Genomic DNA, 25083 nt, shown 5'->3' on the forward strand with positions numbered 1-25083 from the left:
ACCTCCAAGCAAAGACTGCAGGGGAGGACTTTACGCCACGGTGACTGCCCGGTGTTGCGGCGCGAACAGCAGACGCTCGTGGCCGCAGTAGCACAGGAAGCGCTGATGCAGCGCACGCCCGATGGCGCACACCCCCAGGCTCTGAGCCAGCGACAGGCCCATGTGGGTGATGCCGCTGCGCGACACCACCACGGCAATGCCCATGGTGGCGGCCTTCATGACCATTTCGCTGGTCAAGCGCCCAGTGGTGTAGAGCACGCCCTGCTCCACCGGCCGCTGCTGCAGGGCCATCCAGCCGGCCAGGGTATCGATGGCGTTGTGGCGCCCCACGTCTTCCACGAACAGCTGCAATTCGCCGCCCGAGAACAGCGCGCACCCATGGACCGACCCGGCTTGCTTGTAGACGCTGTCCTGCTGGCGGATGGTTTCGGTGATCGATTGCAGCATCTGCGGCGTCACCGTAGTCGGCGGCAAGGCGCGGCGCGACACGCTGTCCAGCAGGTCGCCGAACATGCTGCCCTGCCCGCAGCCCGTGGTGACCACCCGGGTAGCAGTCTTGGCCGCGAGGTCCGTGATGCCACGGTGGGTATGGATGCCGGCCGCGCCCACTTCCCAGTCCACCGTGATCGACTCGACATCGCTGGCGCTGGCGATGAGTTGCTGGTTGAGCAGGTAACCCAGCACCATCCACTCCGGGTGGGCACCGAGGGTCATGAGCGTGACAAGTTCACGCTTGTCCACATAGAGCGTGAGGGCGCGCTCCGCCGGAATCTGCAGCTGCTGCACCTCACCGCGTTCGTTCACCACCTGCACCGCCTGCAACAGCGGTGCACGGGCTTGGGTCAGGCGCGGCAAGCCGGCACTCACGGCAGGGCCTCCAGGGCATAGCCGGCCTGCGCCTGCAGCTTGCCTCCCTTGGCCACCGCCACCGCGCAGTACTTGAACTCGGGGATCTTGCCGAACGGGTCCAGCGCCGGGTTGGTCATGAGGTTGGCCGCCGCCTCGTGGTAGGCGAAGGGCATGTACACCGCGCCCTGGGGCGTGCCGTCGTCGCGGCGCACATGCAGCACGACTTCACCGCGGCGCGAACGTACGGTGATGACATCGCCCGCCACCAGCCCCAGCGCCTGCAGGTCGGCCCCGCACAGGCTGGCCGTGGCCACAGGTTCGATGGCATCGAGCACGGTGGCGCGGCGCGTCATGCTGCCAGTGTGCCAGTGCTCCAGCTGGCGCCCGGTGATGAGCACGAAGGGGTAGTCGGCATCGGGGCGTTCGTTGGCCGGGATGATGTCGGCCGGCACCAGGTGCACCTTGCCGTCGGGCGTGGCGAAGTGGTCGTGGAACACGATGGGCTGGCCCGGGTCGTCCGCCGACAGGCAGGGGTAGGTGACGCTGTGTTCGCGCTCCAGGCGCTCCCAGGTGATGCCTTCAATGGCCGCATGCATGGCCTGGCGCATTTCCTCGTACACCGCCGCCACGCCGGCATGCTCGCCGGGGTAGTTCCAGGCCAGGCCCATGCGTTGGGCGATGTCCTGGATGATGGCCAGGTCCGGCCGCGCCTGGCCCGGTGGCGTGATGGCCTGGCGGCCCATCTGCACCATGCGGTCGGTGTTGGTCACGGTGCCGGTCTTCTCGGGCCAGGCCGTGGCAGGCAGCACCACATCGGCCAGCCAGGCGGTCTCGGTCATGAAGATGTCCTGCACCACCAGGTGTTCCAGCGAGGCCAGGGCGTGGCGCGTGTGGTTCAGATTGGGGTCACTCATGGCCGGGTTCTCGCCCATGATGTACATGCCGCGCACCTTGTGCGGGTCGCTATCCTCGGCCAGGATCTTGTGCATGATCTCGACCACGGTGTAACCGGGCTGGTCGTCCAGCTTGGTGGCCCAGAAGTTCTCGAACCAGTCGTGCGCGGCCTGGTTGGTCACGCGCTGGTAGTTCGGGTACATCATGGGGATGAGGCCGGCGTCGGACGCGCCCTGCACGTTGTTCTGGCCGCGCAAGGGGTGCAGCCCCGTGCCGGGTCGGCCGATCTGGCCCGACACCATGCACAGCGCGATGAGGCAGCGCACGTTGTCGGTGCCATGCACGTGCTGGCTCACGCCCATGCCCCACAGGATCATGGAGGATTTGGACGAGGCATAGGCCCGTGCCACTTCGCGCAGCGTCTGCGCCGGGATGCCGCAGATCGGCGCCATGGCTTCGGGGCTGTAGCCCTGCACGTTGTCGCGGATTGCTTCGAAATTCAGAGCACGTTGCGCAATGAATTCGCGGTCCACCAGGTTTTCTTCGACGATGACGTGGAGCATGGCGTTGAGCATGGCCACGTCGGTATCGGCCTTGAACTGCAGCGTGCGCCAGGCATGGCGGCCGATGTCGGTCACGCGCGGATCGGCCAGAACCAGCTTGGCACCGCGCTTCACGGCGTTCTTCATCCAGGTGGCAGCCACCGGGTGGTTGTTCGACGGGTTGGAGCCGATGACGAGAATGAAATCGGCATTCTCCACGTCCTTGGCCGGATTGCTGACCGCGCCGGAGCCCACGCCTTCGAGCAGGGCCGCCACGCTAGACGCATGGCACAGCCGCGTGCAATGGTCCACGTTGTTCGAGCCAAAGCCGGTGCGCACCAGCTTCTGGAACAGGTAAGCCTCCTCGTTGCTGCCCTTGGCGCTGCCGAATCCGGCCAGCGCCTTCTTGCCATGGGTGTCGCGCAAGGCCTTGAGCTTTCCCGCGGCGAGGTCCAGCGCCTCTTCCCAGGTGGCTTCGCGGAACACCGCCGACCAGTCGGCCGTGTTGCGGTTCAGGTGGTTGAGCGCCTCAGGGTCCTTGGGCACTCCGGGCTTGCGGATGAGCGGCACAGTCAGGCGCTGGGGGTTGTGCACGTAATCGAAGCCGAAGCGGCCCTTCACGCACAGGCGCCCCTCGTTGGCCGGACCGTTGCGGCCCTCGACATTGACGATGCGGTTGTCGCGCACGTGGTAGGTCATGAGGCAGCCCACGCCGCAGAACGGGCAGACCGAATCCACCTTCTTGTCCACCACCTGGCTGCCGATCAGCGTCTTGGGGCTCAGGGCGCCCGTGGGGCAGGCCTGCACGCATTCGCCGCAGGCCACGCAGGAACTCTCTCCCATCGGGTCGTTCAGGTCAAACGTGATGGCGCTGTGGCTGCCGCGGAAGGCATAGCCGATCACGTCGTTCACCTGCTCCTCGCGGCAGGCGCGCACGCAGCGGTTGCACTGGATGCAGGCATCGAGGTTCACGGCCATGGCCGGGTGCGAGGTGTCGGCCGCAGGCTGTTCGCGGCGCAGGGCCTGCAATGCCGGGCGCACGGCCACCCCCTGCGACTGGGCCCACTGGCTCAGCTCGCCATGGGGCAAGGCGCCCTGCGCATCGGCCCATTTGTGCCCTTGCCCGGGCATGTCCGACAGCAGCAGCTCCAGCACCATTTCCTGGCTCTTGCGGGCCCGCGGGCTGTCGGTCTGCACGTCCATGCCGGGGGTGACGGTGCGGCAGCAGCTCGGGGCCAGCGTGCGCTCGCCCTTGATTTCGACCACGCAGGCACGGCAGTTGCCGTCGGAGCGCAGACCGTCCTTGTGGCACAGGTGCGGCACCTGCACGCCGCAGCGCTGGGCCACCTGCAGGATGCTCTCACCGCTGTAGGCCTGCACCGGCTGCTGGTTGAGCGTGATGTCGATCATGGGGCCGTGTTTCATGGGGGCGTTCATGCCTTCTCTCCCTGGGCAGTCACTTCGTGGGGGAAATAGCGCAGCACCGAGCGCACCGGGTTGGGCGCCGCCTGGCCCAGGCCACAGATCGAGGCGTCTTCCATCACCTGGCTCAGGTCCTCCAGCGTCTGGGCGTCCCACACCGCGCTTTCCATCAGCACGGCGGCCTTGGCCGTACCCACGCGGCAGGGCGTGCACTGGCCGCAGGACTCGTGGGCGAAGAAGCGCACCATGTTCAGGGCCGCATCGCGCACCCGGTCGTGCTGGCTCAGCACGATGACCGCCGCCGAGCCGATGAAGCCGCCATGCGGCTGCAAGGTGTCGAAGTCCAGCGGCACATCGGCCAGCGACGCCGGAAAGATGCCGCCCGAGGCGCCGCCCGGCAGGTAGGCGTACAGGGTGTGGCCTTCGAGCATGCCGCCGCAATACTCGCCAATGAGTTCGCGCAAGGTGATGCCGGCCGGGGCCAGCTTGACACCCGGCTGGCGCACCCGACCGCTGACGCTGAAAGACCGCAAACCCTTTCGCCCATGGCGGCCATGGCCGCTGAACCACTGTGGGCCCTTCTGCACGATGTCGCGCACCCAGTACAGGGTCTCGAAGTTGTGCTCCAGCGTGGGCCGGCCGAACAGGCCCACCTGGGCAATGTAGGGCGGGCGCATGCGTGGCTCGCCGCGCTTGCCCTCGATGCTCTCGATCATGGCCGACTCTTCACCGCAGATGTAGGCTCCGGCACCGCGGCGCAGTTCGATCTCCGGCAAGGGGCATGGCGGATCGGCCTGCAGTTCGGCAATGGCCTGCGCCAGGATGGCGCGGCAGCCGTGGTACTCGTCGCGCAGGTAGATGTAGACCTTTGCTATCCCGACCACCTGGGCCGCGACCAGCATGCCCTCCAGGAAACGGTGCGGATCGCGCTCCAGGTAGGTGCGGTCCTTGAAGGTGCCGGGCTCGCCTTCGTCGATGTTCACAGCCATGAGCCGTGGACTGGGTTGGTCACGCACGATGCGCCACTTGCGCCCGGCGGGAAAGCCGGCACCGCCCAGGCCGCGCAGGCCCGAGTCTTCCATGGCCTGCAGCACGGCATCCGTGGTGAGGCTGCCGTCGGCCAGCTGTGTCGGCAGCTGGTAGCCACCCGTCGCCCGGTAACTCGCCAGGCGCAGCACCGCGGGTGCAACCGCTGACAGGTCTGCATTCGCCACATCAGTCGCTACGAATTTCGTAGCTGGCTGCGCAATCGGATGGCGGGCTACAGCCAAATTCAGCCCCGAAACCAAGGCCGAACGGGCCAGTTCTGCCACCTGCTCGGCTTGCGCCTGCGGCACCGGGCGCTGGTGCACCACGGCCACCGGCGCCTGCTCGCAGCGGCCTACGCAGGGCGCTGCCACAACGCGCACGCCCTCGGGCCCCAGCAAGGTGGATACCCGCTCCAGCAAGTCCTTGGCACCACCCATCGCACAGCTCAGGCCGTCACACACGCGCACCGTCAGGGGCGCCGCCGTGTCGCCATCGCGCACGATGTCGAAGTGGTGGTAGAACGAAGCCACCTCGAACACCTCGGCCATGGAGATGTTGAGCAGCTTGGCCAGCGCCACCAGATCGGCTTCGAGCAGCCCCTGGAAGGCATCCTGCAGGCGGTGCAGGTACTCGATGAGCAGGTCGCGCCGATAGGGCCCGTCGCCCACCAGCGCCTGCACCCGCGCCAACGCGGCTTCACTGGGCTGGCGCCCCTTGAGCTGCCCCTTGCGGCGGCCGAGTTGCTCACGCATCTCGGCCACGGTGGCCAAGGGGGTGGTGCGGACAGAGGTATCGGATTCCATCAATGCATTCCTGATTTGTTTCGTTCTTCCATCGACTGCGCGCCGCACTAGGGCAGCTTCAGCCCCGCAGAAGCGGCACGCCTGGGAGCCAGACCATGGAAGCGCAAGCGCCTAGTATGCAAAAGGAGTGCGCCCGCTGTCCAATCGGAAACGCACATGGATCGATTCAGAAACTAAATGCCAGCGACCGCGTGCCGTGTTCCCTATCGCATGGCACCGCTATGCGTACGAACGATGCTCGCCCAGGACGGGGAGCGAGCCAGCTCCAGCGCCGCATCCAGTGCCTGGGAGGGACGCACGGCGGCATGGGTGAGAAACCCGATCGGTGTACGCACCTGCGGGTCTACCAGAGGCAATGCCTCCAACTGCCTGTCATGGAGCACCGACCCCACCAAGGCACCGGGCAGCACGCTGCACACGTCACCGGCCGCCACCGAGAGGATGAGCGTCAGGATGGAATTGGTTTCCATGGCCGGCACCACGGCCACCCCGGCGGTGGTGAACGCCGAATCCACGATGGTGCGGTTGTGCATTTCCTCGACCAGCAGGCACAAGGGAAGCTTCGCTGCTTCCTGCCAGGAAAGCGGCGCCCCGAACGACAGCCCGGCACGCCGGCCCGCAGTGTGGGCCTTGCGCACCAGGAAGTAGTGCTCGGTGTACTGCGCCAGGCTGCGCAGACGGACGCGAGGACTCATGCGCTCGGTGTAGCCCAAGGCCATGTCGACGGAAAGCTCCTCCAGACCGCGCTCCAGTGACGAAGAGCTCATGGACAAGACCACGGGCTGAATTCCGGCATGGCATTCCCGCAGCGACGCGGCAAAGCGCGCGGCGATGGGGATCGCCGTGGGTACGGCTCCGATCCGTAGCGTTCCCTGGATCTGCTGCGGGGCAGCCTTGAGCTCCTGCTTGAGTACCTCGGCTTCGCGCAGCAGGACGAAGGCCGTGGCCAGCACACGCTCGCCTTCGGGTGTGAGCCCGGCAAAGTTGCGCCCCCGGCGCACGATCACCGCGTCGAACTCCTTCTCCAGCGCCCGCAAGGCATTGGACAGGGCCGGCTGGGTGATGTGGCAGGCGGCCGCGGCGCGCCCGAAGTGCTGGTGCTCGTTGAGCGCCACCAGGTAGCGCATGGACGTGAGCAGGTTCATGGCGTCAGCGCCGCAGGCTGCGGACCAGGCACCCTCAGGTGTTCTTGGAAATGGTGATGGTGGGGAACTTGGTGGTGAAGCCCTTGGCCTGCGCGGCAACGGCCACTGCCACCTTGCGCGCCACCGCGCCGTACAGGCCCGCCACTTCGCTCTGCGGCGCAGCCACCACCGTGGGTTGGCCGCGGTCCGCATCCTCGCGGATCGGCAGGGCCAGCGGCAGAGCACCGAGGTAGTCCACCTTGTACTGCTCGGCCAGGCGCTTGCCGCCATCCACGCCGAAGATGTGCTCGGTGTGGCCGCACTGGCTGCACACGTGCACGGCCATGTTCTCGACAACCCCGAGGACCGGAACGCCCACCTTCTCGAACATCTTGATGCCCTTGCGCACATCGAGCAGGGCAATGTCCTGCGGTGTGGTGACGATGACCGCACCGGTGAGCGGCACCTTCTGCGCCAGGCTCAGCTGGATGTCGCCGGTGCCCGGTGGCATGTCGATGAGCAGGTAATCCAGGTCTTTCCAGTTGCTCTGGCGCAGCAACTGGTCCAGGGCCTGGATGGCCATCGGGCCACGCCAGATCATCGCTTCGTCCTGGGCCACCAGCAGGCCGATGGACATGATCTGCAGCCCGTAGTTCTCGAGCGGCTCCATGGTCTTGCCGTCATGGCTCTCGGGGCGCCCACTCACGCCCAGCATGGTCGGCACGCTGGGGCCGTAGATGTCGGCATCCAGCACGCCGACTTTGGCGCCTTCGGCCGCCAGGGCCAGGGCCAGGTTGACGGCTGTGGTGCTCTTGCCCACCCCACCCTTGCCCGACGCCACGGCAACGATGTTCTTGACACCCGGCAGCAGCTCGACGCCACGCTGCACGGCATGGGCCACCACCCTGCTGCGCACCTGTACCTCGGCAGAGGCCACGCCGGGCACGGCCAGCACCGCCGCACGCACTTGGGCGGCAATCGCACCATGCTGCGTCTGCGCCGGGTAACCCAGTTCGATCTCCAGCCGCACCGTGTCAGCCTCAACGCTCAGGCTGCGAATCGCCTTGGCCGAGACGAAGTCCTTGCCGGTGTTGGGATCGATGACGGATTGCAGGGCTTGGCGGATGGTGTTGTCGTTCACGGTACTCATGGGGTTCACTCCTGCCCCGAGTGTAGTGCTGCATTCGGGTAAGCCCGCATGCAGCGGGGATTTACAAGGCCACTGCGCTGCCCATAATGAATCCATGCCCAGCCCCGCCACGCCACCCTCCCCCACCGGCCTGTTGCTCACCGGGGGCGGTGCGCGTGCGGCCTACCAGGTGGGGGTGCTGGAAGCCATCGCCGACATCCGCAAGGAATGTGGCCACCTGGACGATCCGAACCCCTTTCCCATCATCACCGGCACCTCGGCTGGCGCCATCAATGCCTCGGCGCTGGCCTGCGGCTCCGACAATTTCGACGCTACGGTGCGCCTCATCGCCCAGACCTGGCGCGACTTCCACGCCCACGACGTCTACCGTGCCGACCACCTGAGCATGCTGCGCTCGGGTGCGCGCTGGATGACCCTGCTGTCACTGGGCTGGGTGCTGGCCAAGTGGCGCCGCATCAAGCCGCGTTCGCTGCTGGACAACAGCCCGGTGTGGGGCCTGCTGGAGCGCATGGTGCCGCTGGAGCGCCTGCCGCTGCTGATCCGCCAGGGGCATATGCAGGCGCTGGCCGTGACCGCGTCCAGCTACAGCTCGGGGGAGCATGTCACCTTCTTCCAGGGTGACAAGCGCCTCATGCCGTGGATACGCAGCCAGCGCATTGCGGTGCGTGACAGCATTACCCACGCCCACCTGATGGCCTCCAGCGCCATTCCCTTCGTGTTTCCTGCGGTGCAGTTGCATATACGGGGCCGAGACGAATACTTCGGCGACGGCTCGATGCGCCAAAGCGCCCCGATCTCACCAGCCATCCACCTTGGCTCCGAACGCATCCTGGTCATCGGTGCCGGGCGCATGCACGAGCCCAAGAACGAAGAGCACCTGTACACCAGCTCGGCCTACCCCAGCATCGCGCAGATTGCCGGCCATGCGCTCTCCAACATCTTCCTGGATGCTCTCTCGGTCGATGTGGAGCGCGTCAAGCGCATCAACCACACCATCAACCTGGTGCCAGCCGAGATGCGCCAGTCCAGCGCACTGCGCCCCGTGGACCTGCTGGTCATCGCACCGAGCCAGCGCATCGACGCCATTGCGGCCCGCCACATCGACGCCCTGCCCCACGCCGTGCGCACCATGCTCGGTGGGGTGGGTGTGTCATCCCGCCAGGCCGACGTCAAAGGCTCCGCCCTGGCCAGCTACCTGCTGTTCGAAGCCCCGTACACCCAGGAGCTGATGAAGCTCGGCTACGAGGACGCCCAGCGCCAGCGCGCTGAGGTGTGCACCTTCTTCGGCTGGACCGACCCGAAGGCCACGCCCGCCGAGGCCCATTACCCGCCATTCCAGGAACGCCGCAACGATCCGCTGCGGGTGCGCTGAATCAGCCGTCTATTCGAAATCCTTCACCAACCCGGTGAACGTGTTGCCGACCAGGTTGCGCGCCTTCTTGGCGTTGCCCAGGTAGGCACCCATGCCGGCTGCAGGGACGTGGTCAGCACTGCTCTTGTAGGCATCGCGCAGCGTGACCAGACCGTCCTTGGCCGTTATGGCGCTGGTCAGTTCAAAAGCTCGGTCCTTGATCACAGTGGTGCCATCCTGGAATTTCCACGCCTTCGGTATCCGAACGTAGGTGGTTTCGCTCACATCGACCGGGTGCTGGAGCCCCAGCGGCTCTACCCGCACCGATGCACCGGGCGCCCGCAGGTACTCGTAGACCGAAGGACTCGGGACGTAGGCTTCCACCTTGTCCGAGTCTTTGGCAGACCAGAAATCGGTAATGCCATAGCGCTCGGTCAGCACAATTTGGTTGGCGACCACATCGTCGGACACCACCAAGGCAGCTTTCGACGCGATGGAAGGGTAATACCGAGCCCACTGGTTCAAAAACTGCTTCTCCAATTCCCGGCGCGGCTCCGATGCCAGACGCTGACGCAGCAACTCTGCGCTGCGGCCTTCAAAGAACGACACCACTGACAGGCTTGCCTCTCGCCCGGGGCCCGCACTGGCATCGAGTTCAGCCAGTGAGCGGCGGTAATAGGCCGAGGATGCACCTGGATTCATGGCAGTGAGCGTGCTCTCCTGCGGCGCAATCACCAGCGCATAGCCGAAATCCGGCTGCGAAATCGATTCGAGTGTTCCCTCCTGCGGTGGGCGTGTGGGGTCGACCCAGAACACCTGTCCATCAATCACCGCCTTCACGATCACATGATCGAACACCACCGGCATGGGCAGTTGGTCCACCGTGCCGCGGCGCACCTTGGTGTGGACCAAAGCCGCATGGGCCTCGATGCCCAAGGCCCGCAGCATGGTCAGTGTGAGCAAGGACTTGTCCTTGCAGTCGCCGAAACGGCGCTTCATCACGAGCTCCGGTGCAGTGGGCGCATGCGACGAGGCCCCGACTTCGATACCGAGATAGCGCACGTTCTTCTGTACGAAGCGCAGCGCCTGCACGGCGCGCTCATGCGCGGACAAGCGCAAACCCCACAGGCGCGTGACTTCCTGCTGAACCTCCGCCGGCAGGACGGCCGGTGGCTGGTACAAAGGCTCTGCCCAAGCCACCACGGAACGCCAATCCGCAAAGTCGCTGTATTGGACAGCAACATAGGGGTCGTACCAACCCGGCGCATCGTCTTTGACACGCAAACCCGCCACGTTGGAAAACGACCAGGTCAGCGCTTTCATGCCCTGCGGGCCAGCCTCCTCGGTAGGCAGAGGAGCTTGGTTCAGGTAGCGCAGCTGCAGTGGCCGCCCCGGATCGGTCACCAGCCGCATGCGCAGTTCCTGCACCGGAACGCTCCACTGCATGTCGATCTGGCCCGAGAGCTTGCCGCCGAATACCGGATTGGCGCCCTTGCGGGTGTAGGCGAATTCAACCAGGTCACCTACCCGCACATCCTCCAGAAACAGGTTGGCCGTCTTGGTGCCGTCATAGATCTGGCTTTCCAACGACTTCTCGCGCTGTACCAGGCGCATCGATTTGAGGTTCAGCTGCGCCATGCGCTGGCTACCGCGGTGGATGTAGACATAGTGGAACTGCAGCTGCTGGTAGCTCGGATCGAAATCAATGGCGATATGGGCCGCTCGCTCCAAACCACTTTCATTGACGACCTGGGTGACGGAGTGCGAAAAGATCTGGCGCTCACTTCCACGCAGATAGATCTGCCGGTCGAACAACAAATACGCTTCACCCTGCACCTGCAGGTTGGCCACGTCCACTGCATTGGCGTTGTGCTCCACTGGTTTGACCCAGGCCGGCGCAGGCGCCACCACGACTTCGGGCACCGGGCTGGGCGCAGCCAAGGCAGCAACGGCCCAGACCCACAGCAGCGACGCAACGGCCAGGCCTTTTAGCTTCAAGTTTTTCTCGGTCATACGATCCCTTTGATGTTTCCTGCTGCCGTACTGACAGTCAGCGGGCCAGATGCGTCTGCAGTACCGGTACGAACCGGCCAGGCTCGCGCAACTCGGTGGCCAGGCGGCGCCCCTGCGCGAGCTGCGCCGGTGTCAGCGTGACGGGCAGGGAAGCCTGGTAGCGCGCCAGTTCGTCCGCACTGTCCGGGCTCTCCGCATAGGCCAGGAAATTGAGCGCAAATGCCAGTGGAAGGTCCTGCACCACACAGCCACCCTCCGCGTAATTGCGCGACAGCCAGGCCATGGCCTTCTTGTTCCCTTGTGCAGCAGCTTCGTGGATGATGCGCAGTCCGTCTGAGCGATCCTTGTCTGTATTTCCGTAATACACCAACAATGTTCCATACTCCAACACTGCGGTTTCGCTTCCAAGCTCAATCGCCTTTCGATAGGACGAATGCCGTTCCTCACGAGAATTGGTGATGCGCGCCAATGCCAAATAAGCCGAGGCAGTTCCACTGTGTGTCGCCTCGCGCGCTTCGCTCAATTCCCTGTTGCTTTCCGTTCGCCACGACCTCCTTGTTGCCAATCCGTTCAAGTTGTCTTCGGCGGGACCGTATCCTTTGGCAGCTGCCGCCCTCCACCATTTTTCCGCCACATCTTGGTTTGCGGGCACGAGACCATCACCACCATCGTGCATCAAACCCAAGTAGTTCATCGCACCTGCGTCCCCAGCATCGGCAAGCTGCTGCGCCCACGCAAGGGCAGCCTGTCTTCCTCCACGAAAATGAGAAATCAACCCACCCATCCGCTCATACGCTGCGGAACTGCCTGTACTCAAGCCCCTCTGTGCCCAGAGGAATGCTTCCTTTTCATCGGCAACCACGCCAGTTCCTGTTTGGTACATCCAGATCAACCGGTCATATGCACGAAAGTCACCCGAAGCTGCAGAGACACGTAGTAGTGGCCATGCTGATTCATACCGGCCAGCGTCATATTCCGCCAGTGCGCGGTCCGCGAGTGCTGTTCGGTCGCCGTTGAATGCTGCCTTCAGCAACCATGCATCTTCCGTGGCGGCGATGTCTGGAAAATGCTCACGATGTCGAGAAATGTCACCGGGAAGAATAAATGCGCCATTGATTTGCTGCGTGTCGGAAAATTGGCTGAACATCCGTTTTCCCGTGCGGGCATCCTTGGGTAGGCCCAACTCGCCATTCATGTAGGCGAGTGCGATGATCCCAGTGGCACCCCGATCGCCACTTGAAATTTCCTTTTGGAGCATCGCGAGCCCCTTAGACGGGTCTTGTGCGACTCCGATTCCGCACAAATGGAGAAGTGCAGCCAATACCCTCTGGTCAGAGCTATCGATTGACGAAACCGCACGCGCAACGTCAGCCAAGCTTACCTTTTTCTCAACGGCAGCTGCCTTCACCTGCTCACGAATCGCATCGCAAGTTGGTCTGCCTTCCATACCAGCATGCACTTGCCCCGCCATTGCGGCAAACGCCCACACCAAGACCCAATGCCTCGCCCCCATGCCTTCCTCCCTATCTTTGCCCGGCATTCTAGGAGGCCCACCGACTAAAATTGAGGGCTAAACCCAAAAACGCAGATTCCCATGCCCCGCCAGCTTTTCGTCACCACCGCCCTGCCCTACGCCAACGGCAACTTCCACATCGGCCACATCATGGAGTACATCCAGGCCGACACCTGGGTGCGGTTCCAGCGCATGCGTGGCGTGGCGGTGGACTTCTGCGGCGCTGACGATACCCACGGCGCGCCGATCATGATTGCGGCCGAAAAAGTGGGCAAGACACCGCAGCAGTTCGTGGCTGACATTGCCGCCGGTCGCAAGCAGTACCTGGACGGCTTCCACATCCGCTTCGACAACTGGCACAGCACCGACGCGCCCGAAAACCACGAACTGGCAAAACAGATTTTCCTGGACCTGCAGGCCAATGGCCTGATCGAAACCCGCACCATCGAACAGTTCTTCGACCCCGAGAAGAACATGTTCCTGCCCGACCGCTACATCAAGGGCGAGTGCCCCAAGTGCCACGCGCAGGACCAGTACGGCGACAACTGTGAAGTCTGCGGTGCGGTCTACGCACCCACCGACCTGATCAAGCCCTTCTCGGCGCTCTCCGGCGCCACACCGGTACTGAAGAACTCCGAGCATTTCTTCTTCAAGCTGTCCGACCCACGCTGCGTCGATTTCCTGCAGGCCTGGACCCAGGACGGGCGCCTGCAGCCCGAGGTGGCCAACAAGGTGAAGGAATGGTTCACCGTGCGCACCAACCCGGACGGCTCCACCAGCGAAGGCCTGGGCGACTGGGACATCTCGCGCGACGCACCCTACTTCGGCATCGAGATTCCGAACGCACCGGGCAAGTACTTCTACGTCTGGCTGGACGCGCCCATCGGCTACCTGGCCTCGCTGAAGAACCTGCTGGACAAGCGCGGCCAGAGCTATGACGAGTACATGGCCAACCCCGAACTGCGCCAGATCCACTTCATCGGCAAGGACATCGTCACCTTCCACACCCTGTTCTGGCCCGCCACGCTGAAGTTCAGCGGCCGCAAGGTGCCCGACAACGTCTACGTGCACGGTTTCCTCACCGTGAACAACGGCGAGAAGATGAGCAAGAGCCGCGGCACCGGCCTGGATCCCCTGAAGTACCTGCAGCTCGGCATGAACGCCGAATGGCTGCGCTACTACCTGGCCGCCAAGCTGTCGGGCCGCAACGAGGACATCGATTTCAATGCCGACGACTTCATGGCCCGCGTCAACAGCGACCTGATCGGCAAGTACATCAACATCGCCTCCCGCGCCGCCGGCTTCCTGACCAAGCGCTTTGACGGCACACTCACCACCGGCTTTGCCGACGACGGCCAGGCCCTGCTGGAAACAATCCGCGCGCAGAGCGAGCAGCTGGCCCAGTGGTACGACGAGCGCGAGTTCAGCAAGGTCACCCGCGAGGTGATGCTGCTGGCCGACAAGGTGAACAGCTATGTGGACGTGCACAAGCCCTGGGACCTGGCCAAGGACCCGGCCAACAACGCCGCCCTGCACCAGGTGTGCTCAGTGCTGGTGAATGCCTTTGCGCTGCTTACGCGCTACCTGGCTCCGGTGCTGCCGGGCCTGGCGGCGCAGGTGGAAAGCTTCGTGGGCCAGAGCATGACCCAGTGGGATGCCCAGGCCCTGGTGGAGCGCATCCAGCCCTACCAGCACCTGATGCAGCGCGTGACACCCGAGCAGCTCGATGCGCTGTTTGGCGTAAAAGAGCCTGAAGCCCAGGAAAAACCTGCGCAAGCCGCTCCTAAAAAGGCAGCAAAAGCAGCCCCTGCGCCGGTCGACCCGAACGCTCCCGGTGGCGAGGCCCTGGCCCCCACCATCAGCATCGACGACTTTGCCAAGGTGGACCTGCGCATTGCCAAGATCCTGGCCTGCGAGGCGGTGGAAGGATCGACCAAGCTCTTGCGCCTGACGCTGGATGCAGGCGAGAAGAATGCCGAGGGCCAACCGACTACGCGCAACGTGTTTTCCGGCATTGCCAGCATGTACCAGCCCGAGCAACTGGTGGGCAAGCTCACCGTGCTGGTGGCGAATCTGGCACCGCGCAAGATGAAATTCGGCATGTCGGAGGGCATGGTGCTGGCTGCCAGCCATGCCGACGAAGCCGCCCAGCCCGGCATCTACGTGCTCGAACCCTTCCCCGGTGCCCAGCCGGGCATGCGCATCCACTGATCGGCAGTCGCGGCGCATGATTCCCCTGCTGCACGGTTGGACGACAGTTCAGCGGTCTGCCAAGACCAACCTGCGGCTGGGAGCTACCCTGTGCTTTGTGGCCGGGGCTACCAATGCAGGTGGCTTTCTGGCCGTGGGCCAGTACACCTCACACATGACCGGCATCGTCTCCTCCCTGATGGACGATGTGGTGCTCGGCAATTTCGCCCTCGCCGCTGCCGCACTGGCCTCGCTGGCAGCGTTTGTGGCCGGCGCCATGACCACGGCCTGGATGGTGAACTGGGCCCTGCGCCGCAAGTTGCACAGTGCCTATGGCCGCCCGCTGCTGCTGGAAGCGGCGCTGCTGCTGGTGTTCGGCCTGTTTGGCGTGGCGATTGCCGACTTGGCCCACGTTGCCGTACCCGCCACGGTGCTGATCCTGTGCTACATCATGGGGCTGCAGAACGCCGTCATCACCAAGATTTCCCACGCTGAGATCCGCACCACGCACCTCACGGGCCTGCTCACCGACCTGGGGATCGAGCTCGGCAAGCTGTTCTACGTGAACCGACTGGACCGCAAGAACAAGGTGCACGCGGACCGTGGTCGCCTCAGAATCCAGTCCACGCTAATCGCCAGCTTCTGCATCGGGGCACTGGCCGGCGCCATGGGTTTCAAGCATTTCGGCTACATCGCGACCGTGCCCCTGGCGCTGTTGCTGGTGCTGCTGGTCATGCGCCCCGTGCTGGACGACGCCAAACGCTGGATCCACCCGCACTGAGCCCCTGCCCCCATGGCCTCTTCCCACCACGCCCCAACACCCCCTGCGGCCCCGCGCAAGCACAGGCTGTTCCGGCCCAAGCTTCTTGACAGCCTGAAGGGCTACCAGCGCACCCAACTGGGCGCTGATATCGGTGCGGGCATTGCGGTCGGGCTCGTGGCACTGCCGCTGGCCATGGCCTTCGCCATAGCCAGTGGCCTCGGCCCCCAGGCAGGCTTGTTCACCGCCATCATTGCCGGCTTCCTGATTTCGGCACTGGGCGGCAGCAGGGTGCAGATCGGCGGCCCCGCAGGCGCCTTCATCGTCATCGTCTACGGCATCGTGCACCGCTACGGCGTGGCCAACCTCGTCATCGCCACCGCCATGTCGGGCGTGCTGCTGCTGGCCATGGGCTTTTTCCGCCTGGGCACGCTGATCCGATTCATTCCCGTGGCCGTCATCATCGGCTTCACCAATGGCATCGCCGTGCTGATTGCGCTGTCGCAAATCAAGGAATTTCTCGGCCTGCAAGTCCAGGGGGCGGTACCGGCCGACTTCTTCGGCCTGCTGCGCACGCTGTGGCAGGCACTGCCCACCTGGAACTTCCTGTCGGCCTGGGTCGCCATGGTCTGTCTGGTCGGGCTGGTGTGCTGGCAGTTTGTGCTGCCACGCGTGGCCGCGCGCTGGCCGGTTTTGGCCCCTTTGCAGCGCCTGCCCGGCTCGGTGATCATGCTGCTCAGCAGCACGGCCTGGGTCGCCTTCATCGGCTGGGACGTGGAGACCATCGGCAGCCGCTTTGGCGGCATCCCTTCGAGCCTGCCGGGTTGGCAATGGCCCGAATTTTCCTGGGGCACGGTGCGTTTCCTGTTCGTGCCAGCGCTGACCCTGGCGCTGCTGGGCGCTATCGAGTCGCTGCTGTGCGCGCGCGTGGCCGACAGCATGATCGACGACCGCCACGACCCCAACCAGGAGCTGATGGCCCAGGGCGTGGCCAACCTGGTGACCCCCTTCTTTGGCGGCATGCCGGCCACCGGCACCATCGCCCGCACCATGACCAACATCCGAAACGGCGCCACCAGCCCGGTGGCCGGCATGGTGCATGCGGTCACGCTGCTGGCCATTGTGCTGCTGGCGGCGCCACTGGCAGCGCACATTCCGCTGAGCGCCATGGCCGCCATCCTGATGTTCGTGGCCTGGAACATGGGCGAATGGCGCGAATTCCTGCACCTGCGCCAGTACCGCATGCCCTACCGACTGACCCTGCTTTCGGTGTTCGTGCTGACTGTGATCGTCGACCTGACCGCGGCGGTGGAGGTCGGTCTGGTGGCGGCCTGCCTGACCTTCATCTACCGCATTTCCAGCCTGTCGCGCGCCGACCCGGTAGGGGCCGCCGACTACCCGGCCTTGGCCGGCCAGGAACACAGCATCCACGGCTACCGCCTGCACGGGGCCCTGTTCTTTGGTGCCGTGAAGCTCCTCGAAGACATGGCCGACCACCTGCCGCAACGTGTGCTGGTGCTCGATTTCAAGAACGTGCTGTACGTCGATTCGTCCGGGGCCGACAGCCTGGCCGACCTGCTGCGGGCCTGCGGCAAGCACCAGGTCGCGCTGGTCATCTGCGGCCTAGCGTACCAGCCCCTCGACATCCTCCAACGCTGCGGCATCGCCCAGTCCATGGACCCGGACAATCTGTGCGCGACCATGCCCCAGGCAATTGGCCGTGCACTTGCCATTCTTTCCCACCCCACGACCGTTGACGACGGCGCCCCAAGCCATGTCCAGTGACCGAATTTCTTCCCACACGGTGGCAATGCCGCTGCAATTTGACGTGCTGATCGTCGGCAGCGGCCTGGCCGGCCTGTCCACCGCATTGCTGCTTCCCGCCACCCAGCGCGTGGCCATCATCACCAAGCGCTCGGTGTCCGAAGGCTCCAGCGGCTGGGCGCAGGGCGGCATTGCCGCGGTATGGGCCAAGGACGACAGCTTTGCCGCCCACGTGGACGACACGCTGGTGGCCGGTGCCGGCCTGTGCGACCTGGACGCCACCCGCTACGTGGTGGAGCACGCGCCCGAGGCCATTGGCTGGCTGCAGCAGATGGGCGTGCCGTTTTCGGCCGAGGTGGACGGGCAATTGCACCTCACGCGCGAAGGCGGCCACAGCGCCCGGCGCATCGTGCACGTGACCGATGCCACCGGCGCGGCTGTGCAGCAGACGCTGATCGCCCAGGTACGCCAACGGCCCAACATCACGCTGTTCGAGCACCACACGCTGGTCGACCTGATCACCAGCAGCAAACTGGCCGCTACCAAAACAGGAGCTGCTCACGCAGATTCCACGCGGGCTACAGGCCAAAATAACCAGGAAAACCGGTGCCTGGGCCTGTACGCGCTGGACGACCACACCGACCAGGTGCTGACCTTCTCGGCCCCGCACACCGTGCTGGCCACGGGCGGTGCCGGCAAGGTCTACCTCTACACCACCAACCCCGACACTGCCACCGGCGACGGCATTGCCGCGGCCTGGCGCGCGGGCTGCAGGGTGCAGAACATGGAGTTCATCCAGTTCCACCCCACCTGCCTGTACCACCCGCACGCCAAGAGCTTCCTCATCAGCGAAGCGGTACGCGGCGAGGGTGGCCGCCTGCTGCTGCCCGATGGCACCCGCTTCATGCCCCAGCACGACGAGCGTGCCGAGCTGGCCCCGCGCGACGTGGTGGCCCGCGCCATCGACTTCGAGATGAAGAAGGGCGGCTTCGACTGCGTCTACCTCGACATCTCGCACCAGCCCAAGACCTTCCTGCTGGAGCACTTCCCCAACATCTACGCCCGCTGCCTGGAACTGGGCATCGATATCAGCCAGCAACCGATTCCCGTGGTGCCGGCGGCGCACTACACCTGCGGCGGCGTGGTGGCCGACCTTGCCGGACGCACCGACATTGCGGGGCTGTACGCCGTGGGCGAGACCGCCTGCAGTGGCCTGCACGGCGCCAACCGCCTGGCCAGCAACTCGCTCGTGGAGTGCATGGTGTTTGCCAAGGCCGCGGTGGAGGCCATCGGCCAGGGCGCACCAGCCACACAGGCCGTGCTGCCCGCCTGGGACGACAGCCGCGTGACCGACTCGGACGAGACGGTGGTCATCTCGCACAACTGGGACGAGCTGCGCCGGTTCATGTGGGACTACGTGGGCATCGTGCGCACCAACAAGCGCCTGGAGCGTGCCGCCCACCGCATTGCCCTGCTGCAGGGCGAAATCCAGGAGTACTACGCCCACTTCCACGTGAGCCGCGACCTGCTGGAGCTGCGCAACCTGGTGCAGGTGGCCGACCTGATCGTGCGCAGCGCCCAGTCGCGCCACGAGAGCCGTGGACTGCACTTCAGCCGTGACTACCCGCTGCCCGACCCGAACAGCAAACCCACGGTGCTGCAGCCTTGAGAGGTCAGTCCAGTGTGGTGTAGCCAATCGGCCGTACACTGCGCGCCGTCACGCAAGGAGGCTTCCCATGCAACGCTTCACCGTCCTGGCCCTGGTGGCCCTGCTCTGCGGCCCATCCTGGGCGCTGGACATCGCCGCACCCGACATCGTGGCGATGCGCTGCGGCGCCTGCCACGGCCCGCAGGGCCAGGCCACCAGCCCCATCTACCCCTCGCTGGCCGGGCAGAACCCCCAGTACATCGCCAAGCAGCTCAGCGATTTCGTGGCCGGGCGGCGCGTGAACGAAACCATGTCGCCCCAGGCACAGGACCTGAGCCCGCAGAACATTGCCGAGCTGGCGGCCTTCTTTGCCGCCAAGCCGCCGCGCATCGGCCGCGTGTCCAACGCGGACTCGGTGGCCCATGGTCAAGCCCTGTACACCCAGGGCAAGGCCGCCAGCGGCATACCGGCCTGCGCCAGCTGTCACGGCTTGGACGCCCACGGCACCGCCACCCTGCCACGCCTGGCCGGCCAGAATGCCCGCTACCTGAGTACCCAGCTGCAGGACTTCACCCTGCGCCGCCGCACCAATGACAACGCCGTGATGCACGACATCGCGGCCAAGCTCAGCCCCGAGGACACCAAAGCCCTGTCCGACTACCTGACCCAACTACCCTGAGATTGCCCATGTTCCGTACCCTGCTCAAATCCAAGATCCACCGCGTCGCCGTCACCCAGTGCGAGCTGCATTACGAAGGCTCCTGCGCCATCGACGAAGACCTGCTCGACGCCGCCAACATCTGCGAGAACGAGCAGGTACACATCTGGAACATCAACAACGGCGAACGCTTCATCACCTACGCCATCAAGGGCGAGCGCGGCAGCGGCATGATCTCGGTCAACGGCTCGGCCGCCCGGCGCGCCAGCAACGGCGACCTGCTCATCATCGCGGCCTTTGCCCAGGTGCACGAGGACCAGGTCGCCAAGCATGAACCCCAGCTGGTGTTTGTGAACGAGAAGAACCAGCAGGTGGAGCTGCGGCACAAGGTGCCGACACAGATGACCCCTTGACCCCGCGCCTAGCTCTGAATAACTCGCCAATGTTCTGGATTCTTCCGCCAACGAAAACTCTCAAAAACTCGGTTGATCTTCACCCAATGCGTGCTACCTACTCAGTCCTGATTTCCTTGGCGGCAGGCCTCCTTTGTTCATCGGCCCAGGCACAAGTCGCCCTAACCTTCGCCTGGCCGGACGGTCTGCACGCGGAGGTCACCCACACTGTGACCCGGACGCAATTCGGTAGCGCCCCAAGACCGGCCGTTACGATGACAACGCTCTACGACATGAAGGCAAGCAAGCGCGCCAATAGTGTCCTGGTGTCCTTTGACAACATGCGTTTCAACATGGAATCGCTACCGCCATCCCTTAAGGACGCGGATCGACAGTCCATCGAACAGTTTGCGCAGTTGGTACTACCTCCATTTGTCATCAGTCCGTCTGGCGAATTCCTTCACATTGATGACGCGGCCGCTTATCGAACGGCCGTTTTGACGCAGTTCGCACAAACATTCTCTGATTTACCCGACCAGCGGAATCCAAGAATGGTTCTTGGCAAGTTGCTGTCCGAAGAACAGCTGAATGTCATGGCGCGCGCCCGATGGAACCAACCCGTCGGCAGTTGGTCTGATGCCACGATGGAGGTAGGAGAAGCCTACGACTTGGAGTTCAGGAACTCACTCCCAATCCTCTCCGGCCAAACTGTCACTGTACATTCGAGCATACAGATCAAGGACGAGCCACCCTGTACGCGGGGCGGCCAGGCCCGGCGCTGTGTACGGATCGAAGTACAGACACGACCCAACCAACAGGAACTGCAAAGCGTACTGTTGGCACTTTTCAAAGAACTGAGTCCGAATACCAAAACGGCAATCCCGGAGATGATCGAGTCCTTGGACTTTGAGGAGGATCTAGAACTGATCACCGAGTCCGAAGGACTGATTCCGCACGTACTGAAAACTAGCAAACGTATCGTTGTAACAGCGCGCAACGGCAAGGAGAGCGCGTCGATAACACGAATGGAACAGACAACCACCAGATACCGCTACAGGGATACGCCACCATGACGTCGACCGCCGAACGAAGAATGGAATCAGGTCTTGTACTGTGCCCTTCTCTGAACACCGCATCAGCAACGGCGACCTGCTCATCGTCGCGGCCTTTGCCCAGGTGCACGAGGACCAGGTCGCCAAGCATGAACCCCAGCTGGTGTTCGTGAACGAGAAGAACCAGCAGGTGGAGCTGCGGCACAAGGTGCCGACGCAGATGGCGGAATGATCCGCTTGGAGCTTGGCTCCTTCCATTCACCGGGGAACCGTGTCGCTTTGCCTGGTTTCGGAGAGTTTGCCTTTGCAGGCGGCTTCCTCAATTCCCCCACTCACCCCCCGCCCTCTCGCCCCGCCGGGCGAGAGGGCGCCCAACAGCCACATTTGGCTGTCGCGGTAAACGAGGGAAGTGCACGCGCGACGGCCACGTGGCCGCCGTGCTGTGCGGAACCGTTTTGAAATCGCTACGTAATTGGCAGCTGCTTACGCAATAAATACGCGGGCTACAGGCCACTTTTGCGCTGAAACTCGCCTGCCACAACGCCAAGTGGCGCGTGCACTTCCTTCGTTTGAAGACGCGGCCAAATGTGGCTGTTCAAACTCCCTCTCGCCCGGCGGGGCGAGAGGGCGGGGGGTGAGTGGGGACAGTGTGGAAGCCGCCTGCAAGGAAATTTCTACGAATTAAAGCAATGCCGCATGGCTCCCGCCTTCGGTAACCGGATACGTCAGTGCCGCGCAGGCACCCAGCAACTCAGTCAAACCGTCCCGTTCTTCAGCACCAAAGATCCGGCCACCTGCCCACTCTTGAGGGCCGCCTTGAACGCCAGCATGTGGTCAATGGACACACGAACGCCAAGCCACGACATCAAATATTTGCACTATGTACACCGCTGAAAACGACCTAGCCATACATTCATTCAGAACACTAGCACGGTGGGCACCGCAAATTTCTCACTCGCTATGTATTGGACTTCTCAGTCCGTTTGAAAGACACCCCACAGTGTTGGCAACGCAATTTGAAAACCAACAAATTGTCAAAAGCCTTTTCACCGCAATGAAAGCATCTCATTGACGTGAAACGCGACCCCAGCCAGATTAAAAACACCATGTATGTTGCCAAGGAAGCAATCATCGGAATCAAGGGGTCTACTGCAAAAAATACTGCCGAATAGACCCAAACCAAAAATGGACCTGCGATCAACCAACATGGGAACATCAAAAGAGCAATGCGTCGACGCTTTCTGGCCTCCTTCCAAAAAGCTTCTGACGCCTCAGATTGGCTCGCTAAAAGCGCCTCAGGGTCGGGGCTCTCTTTATAGAAAAACGTGTAATAGAAATACAGCGCCGCACAAACGAAAAAACCAATGGCAATTGCCGTGCCAATGAGTACTCTCGATACTTCCCAATCTTGGAGGCTCATTTGGACAAGTATTGAGAGCAAGGCGAACACAAGTCCTGCGTACCGCAACTTCTCCCTGTGTGGATGCAATGCTTCGAGCCAACCTTTCAATTTCTCCACTATTTCGATCCTCTCGAATTCTCGGTATTTGACCGGGTGCACCCAACTGCGCTACTGCTGCGAATATTCGAAAGGACTTGAAGCTCAAGCCGCCCCAATCTTCGGCACCAACGATCCCGCCGCCTGCCCGCTCTTGAGCGCCGCCGTGAACGCCAGCATGCGGTCAATCGGCAGCCGTGCGCGGTCGATCAGGGCCGCATCCACATGCACCTCGTTCGTGCCATGTTCCAGCACATGCGCTACCGCCGCCAGGCCGTTCATGGCCATCCAGGGGCAGTGGGCGCAGCTCTTGCAGGTGGCGCTATTGCCGGCCGTGGGGGCTTCGATGAAGGTCTTGCCGGGGTTGAGCGTGCGCAGCTTGTGCAGCATGCCATTGTCCGTAGCCACGATGAACTCCTTGGCATCGAAGGTCTGCGCCGCCTTGAGGATGGCACTGGTGGAGCCCACTGCGTGGGCCAGGGCCACCACGTCCTTGGGCGACTCGGGGTGCACCAGCACCTTGGCTTGGGGATGCTCGGCAATCAGGGCTTCGAGCTCGAAGGCCTTGAACTCGTCGTGCACGATGCACGAACCTTCCCAGAACACCATGTCGGCCCCGGTTTCGCGCTGGATGTAGCCGCCCAAGTGCTTGTCGGGCGCCCACAAAATCTTGTGGCCCTGATCTTTCTGCGCGCGCACGATGTCGAGCGCGCAGCTGGAAGTCACCAGCCAGTCGGCGCGCGCCTTCACGGCCGCGCTGGTGTTGGCATACACCACCACGGTGCGGTCGGGGTGGGCATCGCAGAAAGCCGAGAACTCGTCGATCGGGCAGCCCAGGTCAAGCGAGCAGGTGGCGTCCAGGTCGGGCATCAGCACGGTCTTGTGCGGCGACAGGATCTTGCTGGTCTCGCCCATGAACTTCACGCCCGACACCACCAGTGTCTGGGCGCTGTGGTCGCGCCCGAAGCGGGCCATTTCCAGCGAGTCGCTGACCAAGCCGCCGGTTTCCTCGGCCAGGTCCTGCAGGTCCGGGTGCACGTAGTAGTGCGACACCATGACCGCGTTCTTTTCCTTCAGCAAGCGCCGGATCTTGTCCTTGAGCGCAGCGCGCTCGGTAGGGCTGGGTTCCACGGGCACACGGGCCCAGGCATGCTTGGTGGAACAGGCCGGCTGTTCGTATTCGACATCAATCACGTCGGCCATCACAGATCCTCGAAACGCATGGAAAAATCGGTGGCCTTCACGTCCTTGGTGAGGGCCCCGATCGAAATGCGGTCCACCCCGGTGGCCGCGATGTCGCGCACCGTATCCAGGTTCACGCCACCCGACACTTCGAGCACGGCACGGCCGGCGTTGATGGCCACGGCTTCGCGCAGCTGCGCCAGGTTCATGTTGTCCAGCAGCACCATGCGGGCTCCAGCGTCGAGCGCCTCGCGCAACTGGGCCAAGGTTTCGACTTCGATCTCGATGAACTTGGCGTCCGCGGCTACACGTTCAGCACTGCGCAACACGGCGGTCACGCCACCGGCCGCGGCAATGTGGTTTTCCTTGATGAGGACGGCGTCATGCAGGCCAATGCGATGGTTGGTTCCGCCGCCCATGCGCACAGCGTACTTCTGTGCCAGGCGCAGCCCAGGAATGGTCTTGCGGGTGTCCACGATGGCGGCACGGTTGCCCGGCACGCCGTTCACGGCATCCACGAACACGGCCGTCTTGGTGGCCACGGCGCTCAGCAGTTGCAGGAAGTTGAGCATGGTGCGTTCTGCCGTCAGCAGCGCGCGGGCGTTACCCTCCATCTGCAGCACCACCTGGTCGGCGTCGCAACGGGCACCCTCGCCCACCGACCAGCCCCAGGTGGCAGTAGGGTCCAGGCGGCGCAGCGTGGCCTCAGCCCAGGGCACGCCGCACAGCACGGCGCTTTCGCGCACCAGGATGCGGGCGCGTACGCGGCGTGCGGGGTCAATCAGTCCGGCAGTCAGGTCACCCGCGCCGACATCCTCCTGCAAGGCGCGGTCCACGTCGTGCTCGACCTGGGCCAGCCATTGCGCGTCATTCGATGTTTTCTGTGTCATACAAGCTTGCGAAAACGGTGTCGTCCGTGAAGGCGACGATCAATCAGGGCCAGAAGCGGCTCTCGGTGGCGCGGAAGCGGCTGTAGCCGGTCTCCGAGCGGCTGTCGCGGAAGTCATCCGGGTACAGACGGCGCTCCAGCCAGTTCATGCCCAGGATGGCCACCAGGTAGCCCCCCATGCTGATGGCCGAGGCCCGTGCAATGGTCCAGGTGTCGAACCCCTGCGCCAGCAGCGGAAAGTACCACTCGACCAAGGGTCCCAGGGAAAGACCCACGCACACTGCAAGAACACGCCACCAGAACATCTTGAACCTCCAACGTCATGACGCCCCGCGGGGGCATGTTGCGCGCCCCGGAAGC

General features: G+C 64.0%; 19 protein-coding genes and 1 pseudogene. 9 read left to right on the plus strand and 11 right to left on the minus strand.

Features of this window, described 5'->3' with window-relative positions; genetic code table 11:
• Window positions 1-30 precede the first annotated feature (30 nt).
• The 5 genes from RQP54_RS01140 to apbC form a co-directional block, all read right to left on the minus strand.
• Entirely contained in the window at window positions 31-867 is an 837-nt protein-coding gene (locus RQP54_RS01140) for a formate dehydrogenase accessory sulfurtransferase FdhD (protein WP_315676329.1), read from the minus strand.
• The gene (fdhF, locus tag RQP54_RS01145) at window positions 864-3722 is read right to left on the minus strand and encodes a formate dehydrogenase subunit alpha (RefSeq protein WP_315676331.1); all 2859 of its coding nucleotides are present in this window, start codon (window positions 3720-3722) and stop codon (window positions 864-866) included. The genes RQP54_RS01140 and fdhF overlap by 4 nt, the downstream gene beginning before the upstream one ends.
• Window positions 3719-5539 carry an NADH-ubiquinone oxidoreductase-F iron-sulfur binding region domain-containing protein gene (locus RQP54_RS01150; protein ID WP_315676333.1) on the minus strand — a complete coding sequence of 607 codons (1821 nt, stop codon included), beginning with the start codon at window positions 5537-5539 and terminating at the stop codon, window positions 3719-3721. Before RQP54_RS01150 ends, fdhF begins: the two co-directional genes overlap by 4 nt.
• A 203-nt stretch (window positions 5540-5742) precedes the next feature.
• Window positions 5743-6684 (minus strand): LysR family transcriptional regulator, encoded by a 942-nt coding sequence (locus tag RQP54_RS01155; protein ID WP_315676334.1) that lies wholly within the window; start codon window positions 6682-6684, stop codon window positions 5743-5745.
• 34 nt (window positions 6685-6718) lie between these two features.
• Window positions 6719-7813, minus strand: coding sequence for an iron-sulfur cluster carrier protein ApbC (gene apbC / locus RQP54_RS01160; protein WP_315676335.1), 1095 nt, complete (start codon window positions 7811-7813; stop codon window positions 6719-6721).
• A 94-nt stretch (window positions 7814-7907) separates the two neighbouring features.
• On the opposite strand from apbC, the gene RQP54_RS01165 reads away from it, so the two are divergent.
• Entirely contained in the window at window positions 7908-9185 is a 1278-nt protein-coding gene (locus tag RQP54_RS01165) for a patatin-like phospholipase family protein (RefSeq protein ID WP_315676336.1), read from the plus strand.
• A gap of 9 nt (window positions 9186-9194) precedes the next feature.
• Here the strand turns inward: RQP54_RS01165 and RQP54_RS01170 are convergent, their stop codons facing one another.
• Both RQP54_RS01170 and RQP54_RS01175 read right to left on the minus strand, forming a co-directional pair.
• Window positions 9195-11177: a DUF3857 domain-containing transglutaminase family protein gene (locus RQP54_RS01170; protein ID WP_315676337.1), complete on the minus strand. Its 1983-nt coding sequence runs from the start codon at window positions 11175-11177 to the stop codon at window positions 9195-9197.
• Between the two features lie 37 nt (window positions 11178-11214).
• A complete protein-coding gene (locus tag RQP54_RS01175; RefSeq protein ID WP_315676338.1) occupies window positions 11215-12624 on the minus strand; it encodes a tetratricopeptide repeat protein in 1410 nt (469 codons plus the stop codon).
• A 147-nt stretch (window positions 12625-12771) separates the two neighbouring features.
• Here RQP54_RS01175 and metG point away from each other — a divergent pair, with 147 nt between their 5' ends.
• The 8 genes and pseudogenes from metG to RQP54_RS01215 form a co-directional block, all read left to right on the plus strand.
• Complete coding sequence (metG, locus tag RQP54_RS01180) at window positions 12772-14901, plus strand: methionine--tRNA ligase (protein WP_315676339.1); 2130 nt, start codon at window positions 12772-12774, stop codon at window positions 14899-14901.
• Window positions 14902-14917: 16 nt separating this feature from the next.
• A complete protein-coding gene (locus tag RQP54_RS01185) occupies window positions 14918-15661 on the plus strand; it encodes a YoaK family protein (RefSeq protein ID WP_315676340.1) in 744 nt (247 codons plus the stop codon).
• A gap of 12 nt (window positions 15662-15673) precedes the next feature.
• On the plus strand, window positions 15674-17425 hold the full coding sequence (locus RQP54_RS01190) for a SulP family inorganic anion transporter (RefSeq protein WP_315676341.1): 1752 nt from the start codon (window positions 15674-15676) through the stop codon (window positions 17423-17425).
• Between the two features lie 25 nt (window positions 17426-17450).
• Entirely contained in the window at window positions 17451-19073 is a 1623-nt protein-coding gene (gene nadB / locus RQP54_RS01195; protein ID WP_315676342.1) for an L-aspartate oxidase, read from the plus strand.
• A gap of 67 nt (window positions 19074-19140) precedes the next feature.
• Window positions 19141-19731, plus strand: coding sequence for a c-type cytochrome (locus RQP54_RS01200; protein ID WP_315676343.1), 591 nt, complete (start codon window positions 19141-19143; stop codon window positions 19729-19731).
• Window positions 19732-19739: 8 nt separating this feature from the next.
• Window positions 19740-20123, plus strand: a complete 384-nt coding sequence (gene panD / locus RQP54_RS01205; protein WP_315676344.1) for an aspartate 1-decarboxylase — start codon at window positions 19740-19742, stop codon at window positions 20121-20123.
• Window positions 20124-20152: 29 nt separating this feature from the next.
• Complete coding sequence (locus RQP54_RS01210; protein WP_315676345.1) at window positions 20153-21175, plus strand: hypothetical protein; 1023 nt, start codon at window positions 20153-20155, stop codon at window positions 21173-21175.
• Between the two features lie 58 nt (window positions 21176-21233).
• Window positions 21234-21386, plus strand: a pseudogene (locus RQP54_RS01215) (aspartate 1-decarboxylase); the annotation flags it as partial.
• A gap of 726 nt (window positions 21387-22112) precedes the next feature.
• Here RQP54_RS01215 and RQP54_RS01220 read toward each other — a convergent pair.
• The 4 genes from RQP54_RS01220 to RQP54_RS01235 all read right to left on the minus strand — a co-directional run bounded on the left by RQP54_RS01220 (window position 22113) and on the right by RQP54_RS01235 (window position 25028).
• On the minus strand, window positions 22113-22574 hold the full coding sequence (locus RQP54_RS01220) for a hypothetical protein (protein ID WP_315676346.1): 462 nt from the start codon (window positions 22572-22574) through the stop codon (window positions 22113-22115).
• A 183-nt stretch (window positions 22575-22757) separates the two neighbouring features.
• Window positions 22758-23855, minus strand: a complete 1098-nt coding sequence (nadA, locus tag RQP54_RS01225; RefSeq protein WP_315676347.1) for a quinolinate synthase NadA — start codon at window positions 23853-23855, stop codon at window positions 22758-22760.
• Window positions 23855-24724: a carboxylating nicotinate-nucleotide diphosphorylase gene (gene nadC, locus RQP54_RS01230; protein ID WP_315676348.1), complete on the minus strand. Its 870-nt coding sequence runs from the start codon at window positions 24722-24724 to the stop codon at window positions 23855-23857. The genes nadA and nadC overlap by 1 nt, the downstream gene beginning before the upstream one ends.
• A gap of 43 nt (window positions 24725-24767) precedes the next feature.
• Window positions 24768-25028 (minus strand): hypothetical protein, encoded by a 261-nt coding sequence (locus tag RQP54_RS01235; protein ID WP_315676349.1) that lies wholly within the window; start codon window positions 25026-25028, stop codon window positions 24768-24770.
• Between the last annotated feature and the right edge of the window lie 55 nt (window positions 25029-25083).

Origin of the sequence: Curvibacter sp. APW13, assembly GCF_032337135.1 — a bacterium.
Classification (GTDB): domain Bacteria; phylum Pseudomonadota; class Gammaproteobacteria; order Burkholderiales; family Burkholderiaceae_C; genus Allorhodoferax.

What these genes read in the sequence shown, in the direction of transcription:
- fdhF (WP_315676331.1), bottom strand. Translation starts at nt 3,722, where the DNA reads ATGAACGCCCCCATGAAACACGGCCCCATGATCGACATCACGCTCAAC.
- RQP54_RS01150 (WP_315676333.1), bottom strand. Translation starts at nt 5,539, where the DNA reads ATGGAATCCGATACCTCTGTCCGCACCACCCCCTTGGCCACCGTGGCC.
- RQP54_RS01155 (WP_315676334.1), bottom strand. Translation starts at nt 6,684, where the DNA reads ATGAACCTGCTCACGTCCATGCGCTACCTGGTGGCGCTCAACGAGCAC.
- apbC (WP_315676335.1), bottom strand. Translation starts at nt 7,813, where the DNA reads ATGAGTACCGTGAACGACAACACCATCCGCCAAGCCCTGCAATCCGTC.
- RQP54_RS01165 (WP_315676336.1), top strand. Translation starts at nt 7,908, where the DNA reads ATGCCCAGCCCCGCCACGCCACCCTCCCCCACCGGCCTGTTGCTCACC.
- RQP54_RS01170 (WP_315676337.1), bottom strand. Translation starts at nt 11,177, where the DNA reads ATGACCGAGAAAAACTTGAAGCTAAAAGGCCTGGCCGTTGCGTCGCTG.
- RQP54_RS01175 (WP_315676338.1), bottom strand. Translation starts at nt 12,624, where the DNA reads ATGGAAGGCAGACCAACTTGCGATGCGATTCGTGAGCAGGTGAAGGCA.
- metG (WP_315676339.1), top strand. Translation starts at nt 12,772, where the DNA reads ATGCCCCGCCAGCTTTTCGTCACCACCGCCCTGCCCTACGCCAACGGC.
- RQP54_RS01185 (WP_315676340.1), top strand. Translation starts at nt 14,918, where the DNA reads ATGATTCCCCTGCTGCACGGTTGGACGACAGTTCAGCGGTCTGCCAAG.
- RQP54_RS01190 (WP_315676341.1), top strand. Translation starts at nt 15,674, where the DNA reads ATGGCCTCTTCCCACCACGCCCCAACACCCCCTGCGGCCCCGCGCAAG.
- nadB (WP_315676342.1), top strand. Translation starts at nt 17,451, where the DNA reads ATGCCGCTGCAATTTGACGTGCTGATCGTCGGCAGCGGCCTGGCCGGC.
- RQP54_RS01200 (WP_315676343.1), top strand. Translation starts at nt 19,141, where the DNA reads ATGCAACGCTTCACCGTCCTGGCCCTGGTGGCCCTGCTCTGCGGCCCA.
- panD (WP_315676344.1), top strand. Translation starts at nt 19,740, where the DNA reads ATGTTCCGTACCCTGCTCAAATCCAAGATCCACCGCGTCGCCGTCACC.
- RQP54_RS01210 (WP_315676345.1), top strand. Translation starts at nt 20,153, where the DNA reads ATGTTCTGGATTCTTCCGCCAACGAAAACTCTCAAAAACTCGGTTGAT.
- RQP54_RS01220 (WP_315676346.1), bottom strand. Translation starts at nt 22,574, where the DNA reads ATGAGCCTCCAAGATTGGGAAGTATCGAGAGTACTCATTGGCACGGCA.
- nadA (WP_315676347.1), bottom strand. Translation starts at nt 23,855, where the DNA reads ATGGCCGACGTGATTGATGTCGAATACGAACAGCCGGCCTGTTCCACC.
- nadC (WP_315676348.1), bottom strand. Translation starts at nt 24,724, where the DNA reads ATGACACAGAAAACATCGAATGACGCGCAATGGCTGGCCCAGGTCGAG.
- RQP54_RS01235 (WP_315676349.1), bottom strand. Translation starts at nt 25,028, where the DNA reads ATGTTCTGGTGGCGTGTTCTTGCAGTGTGCGTGGGTCTTTCCCTGGGA.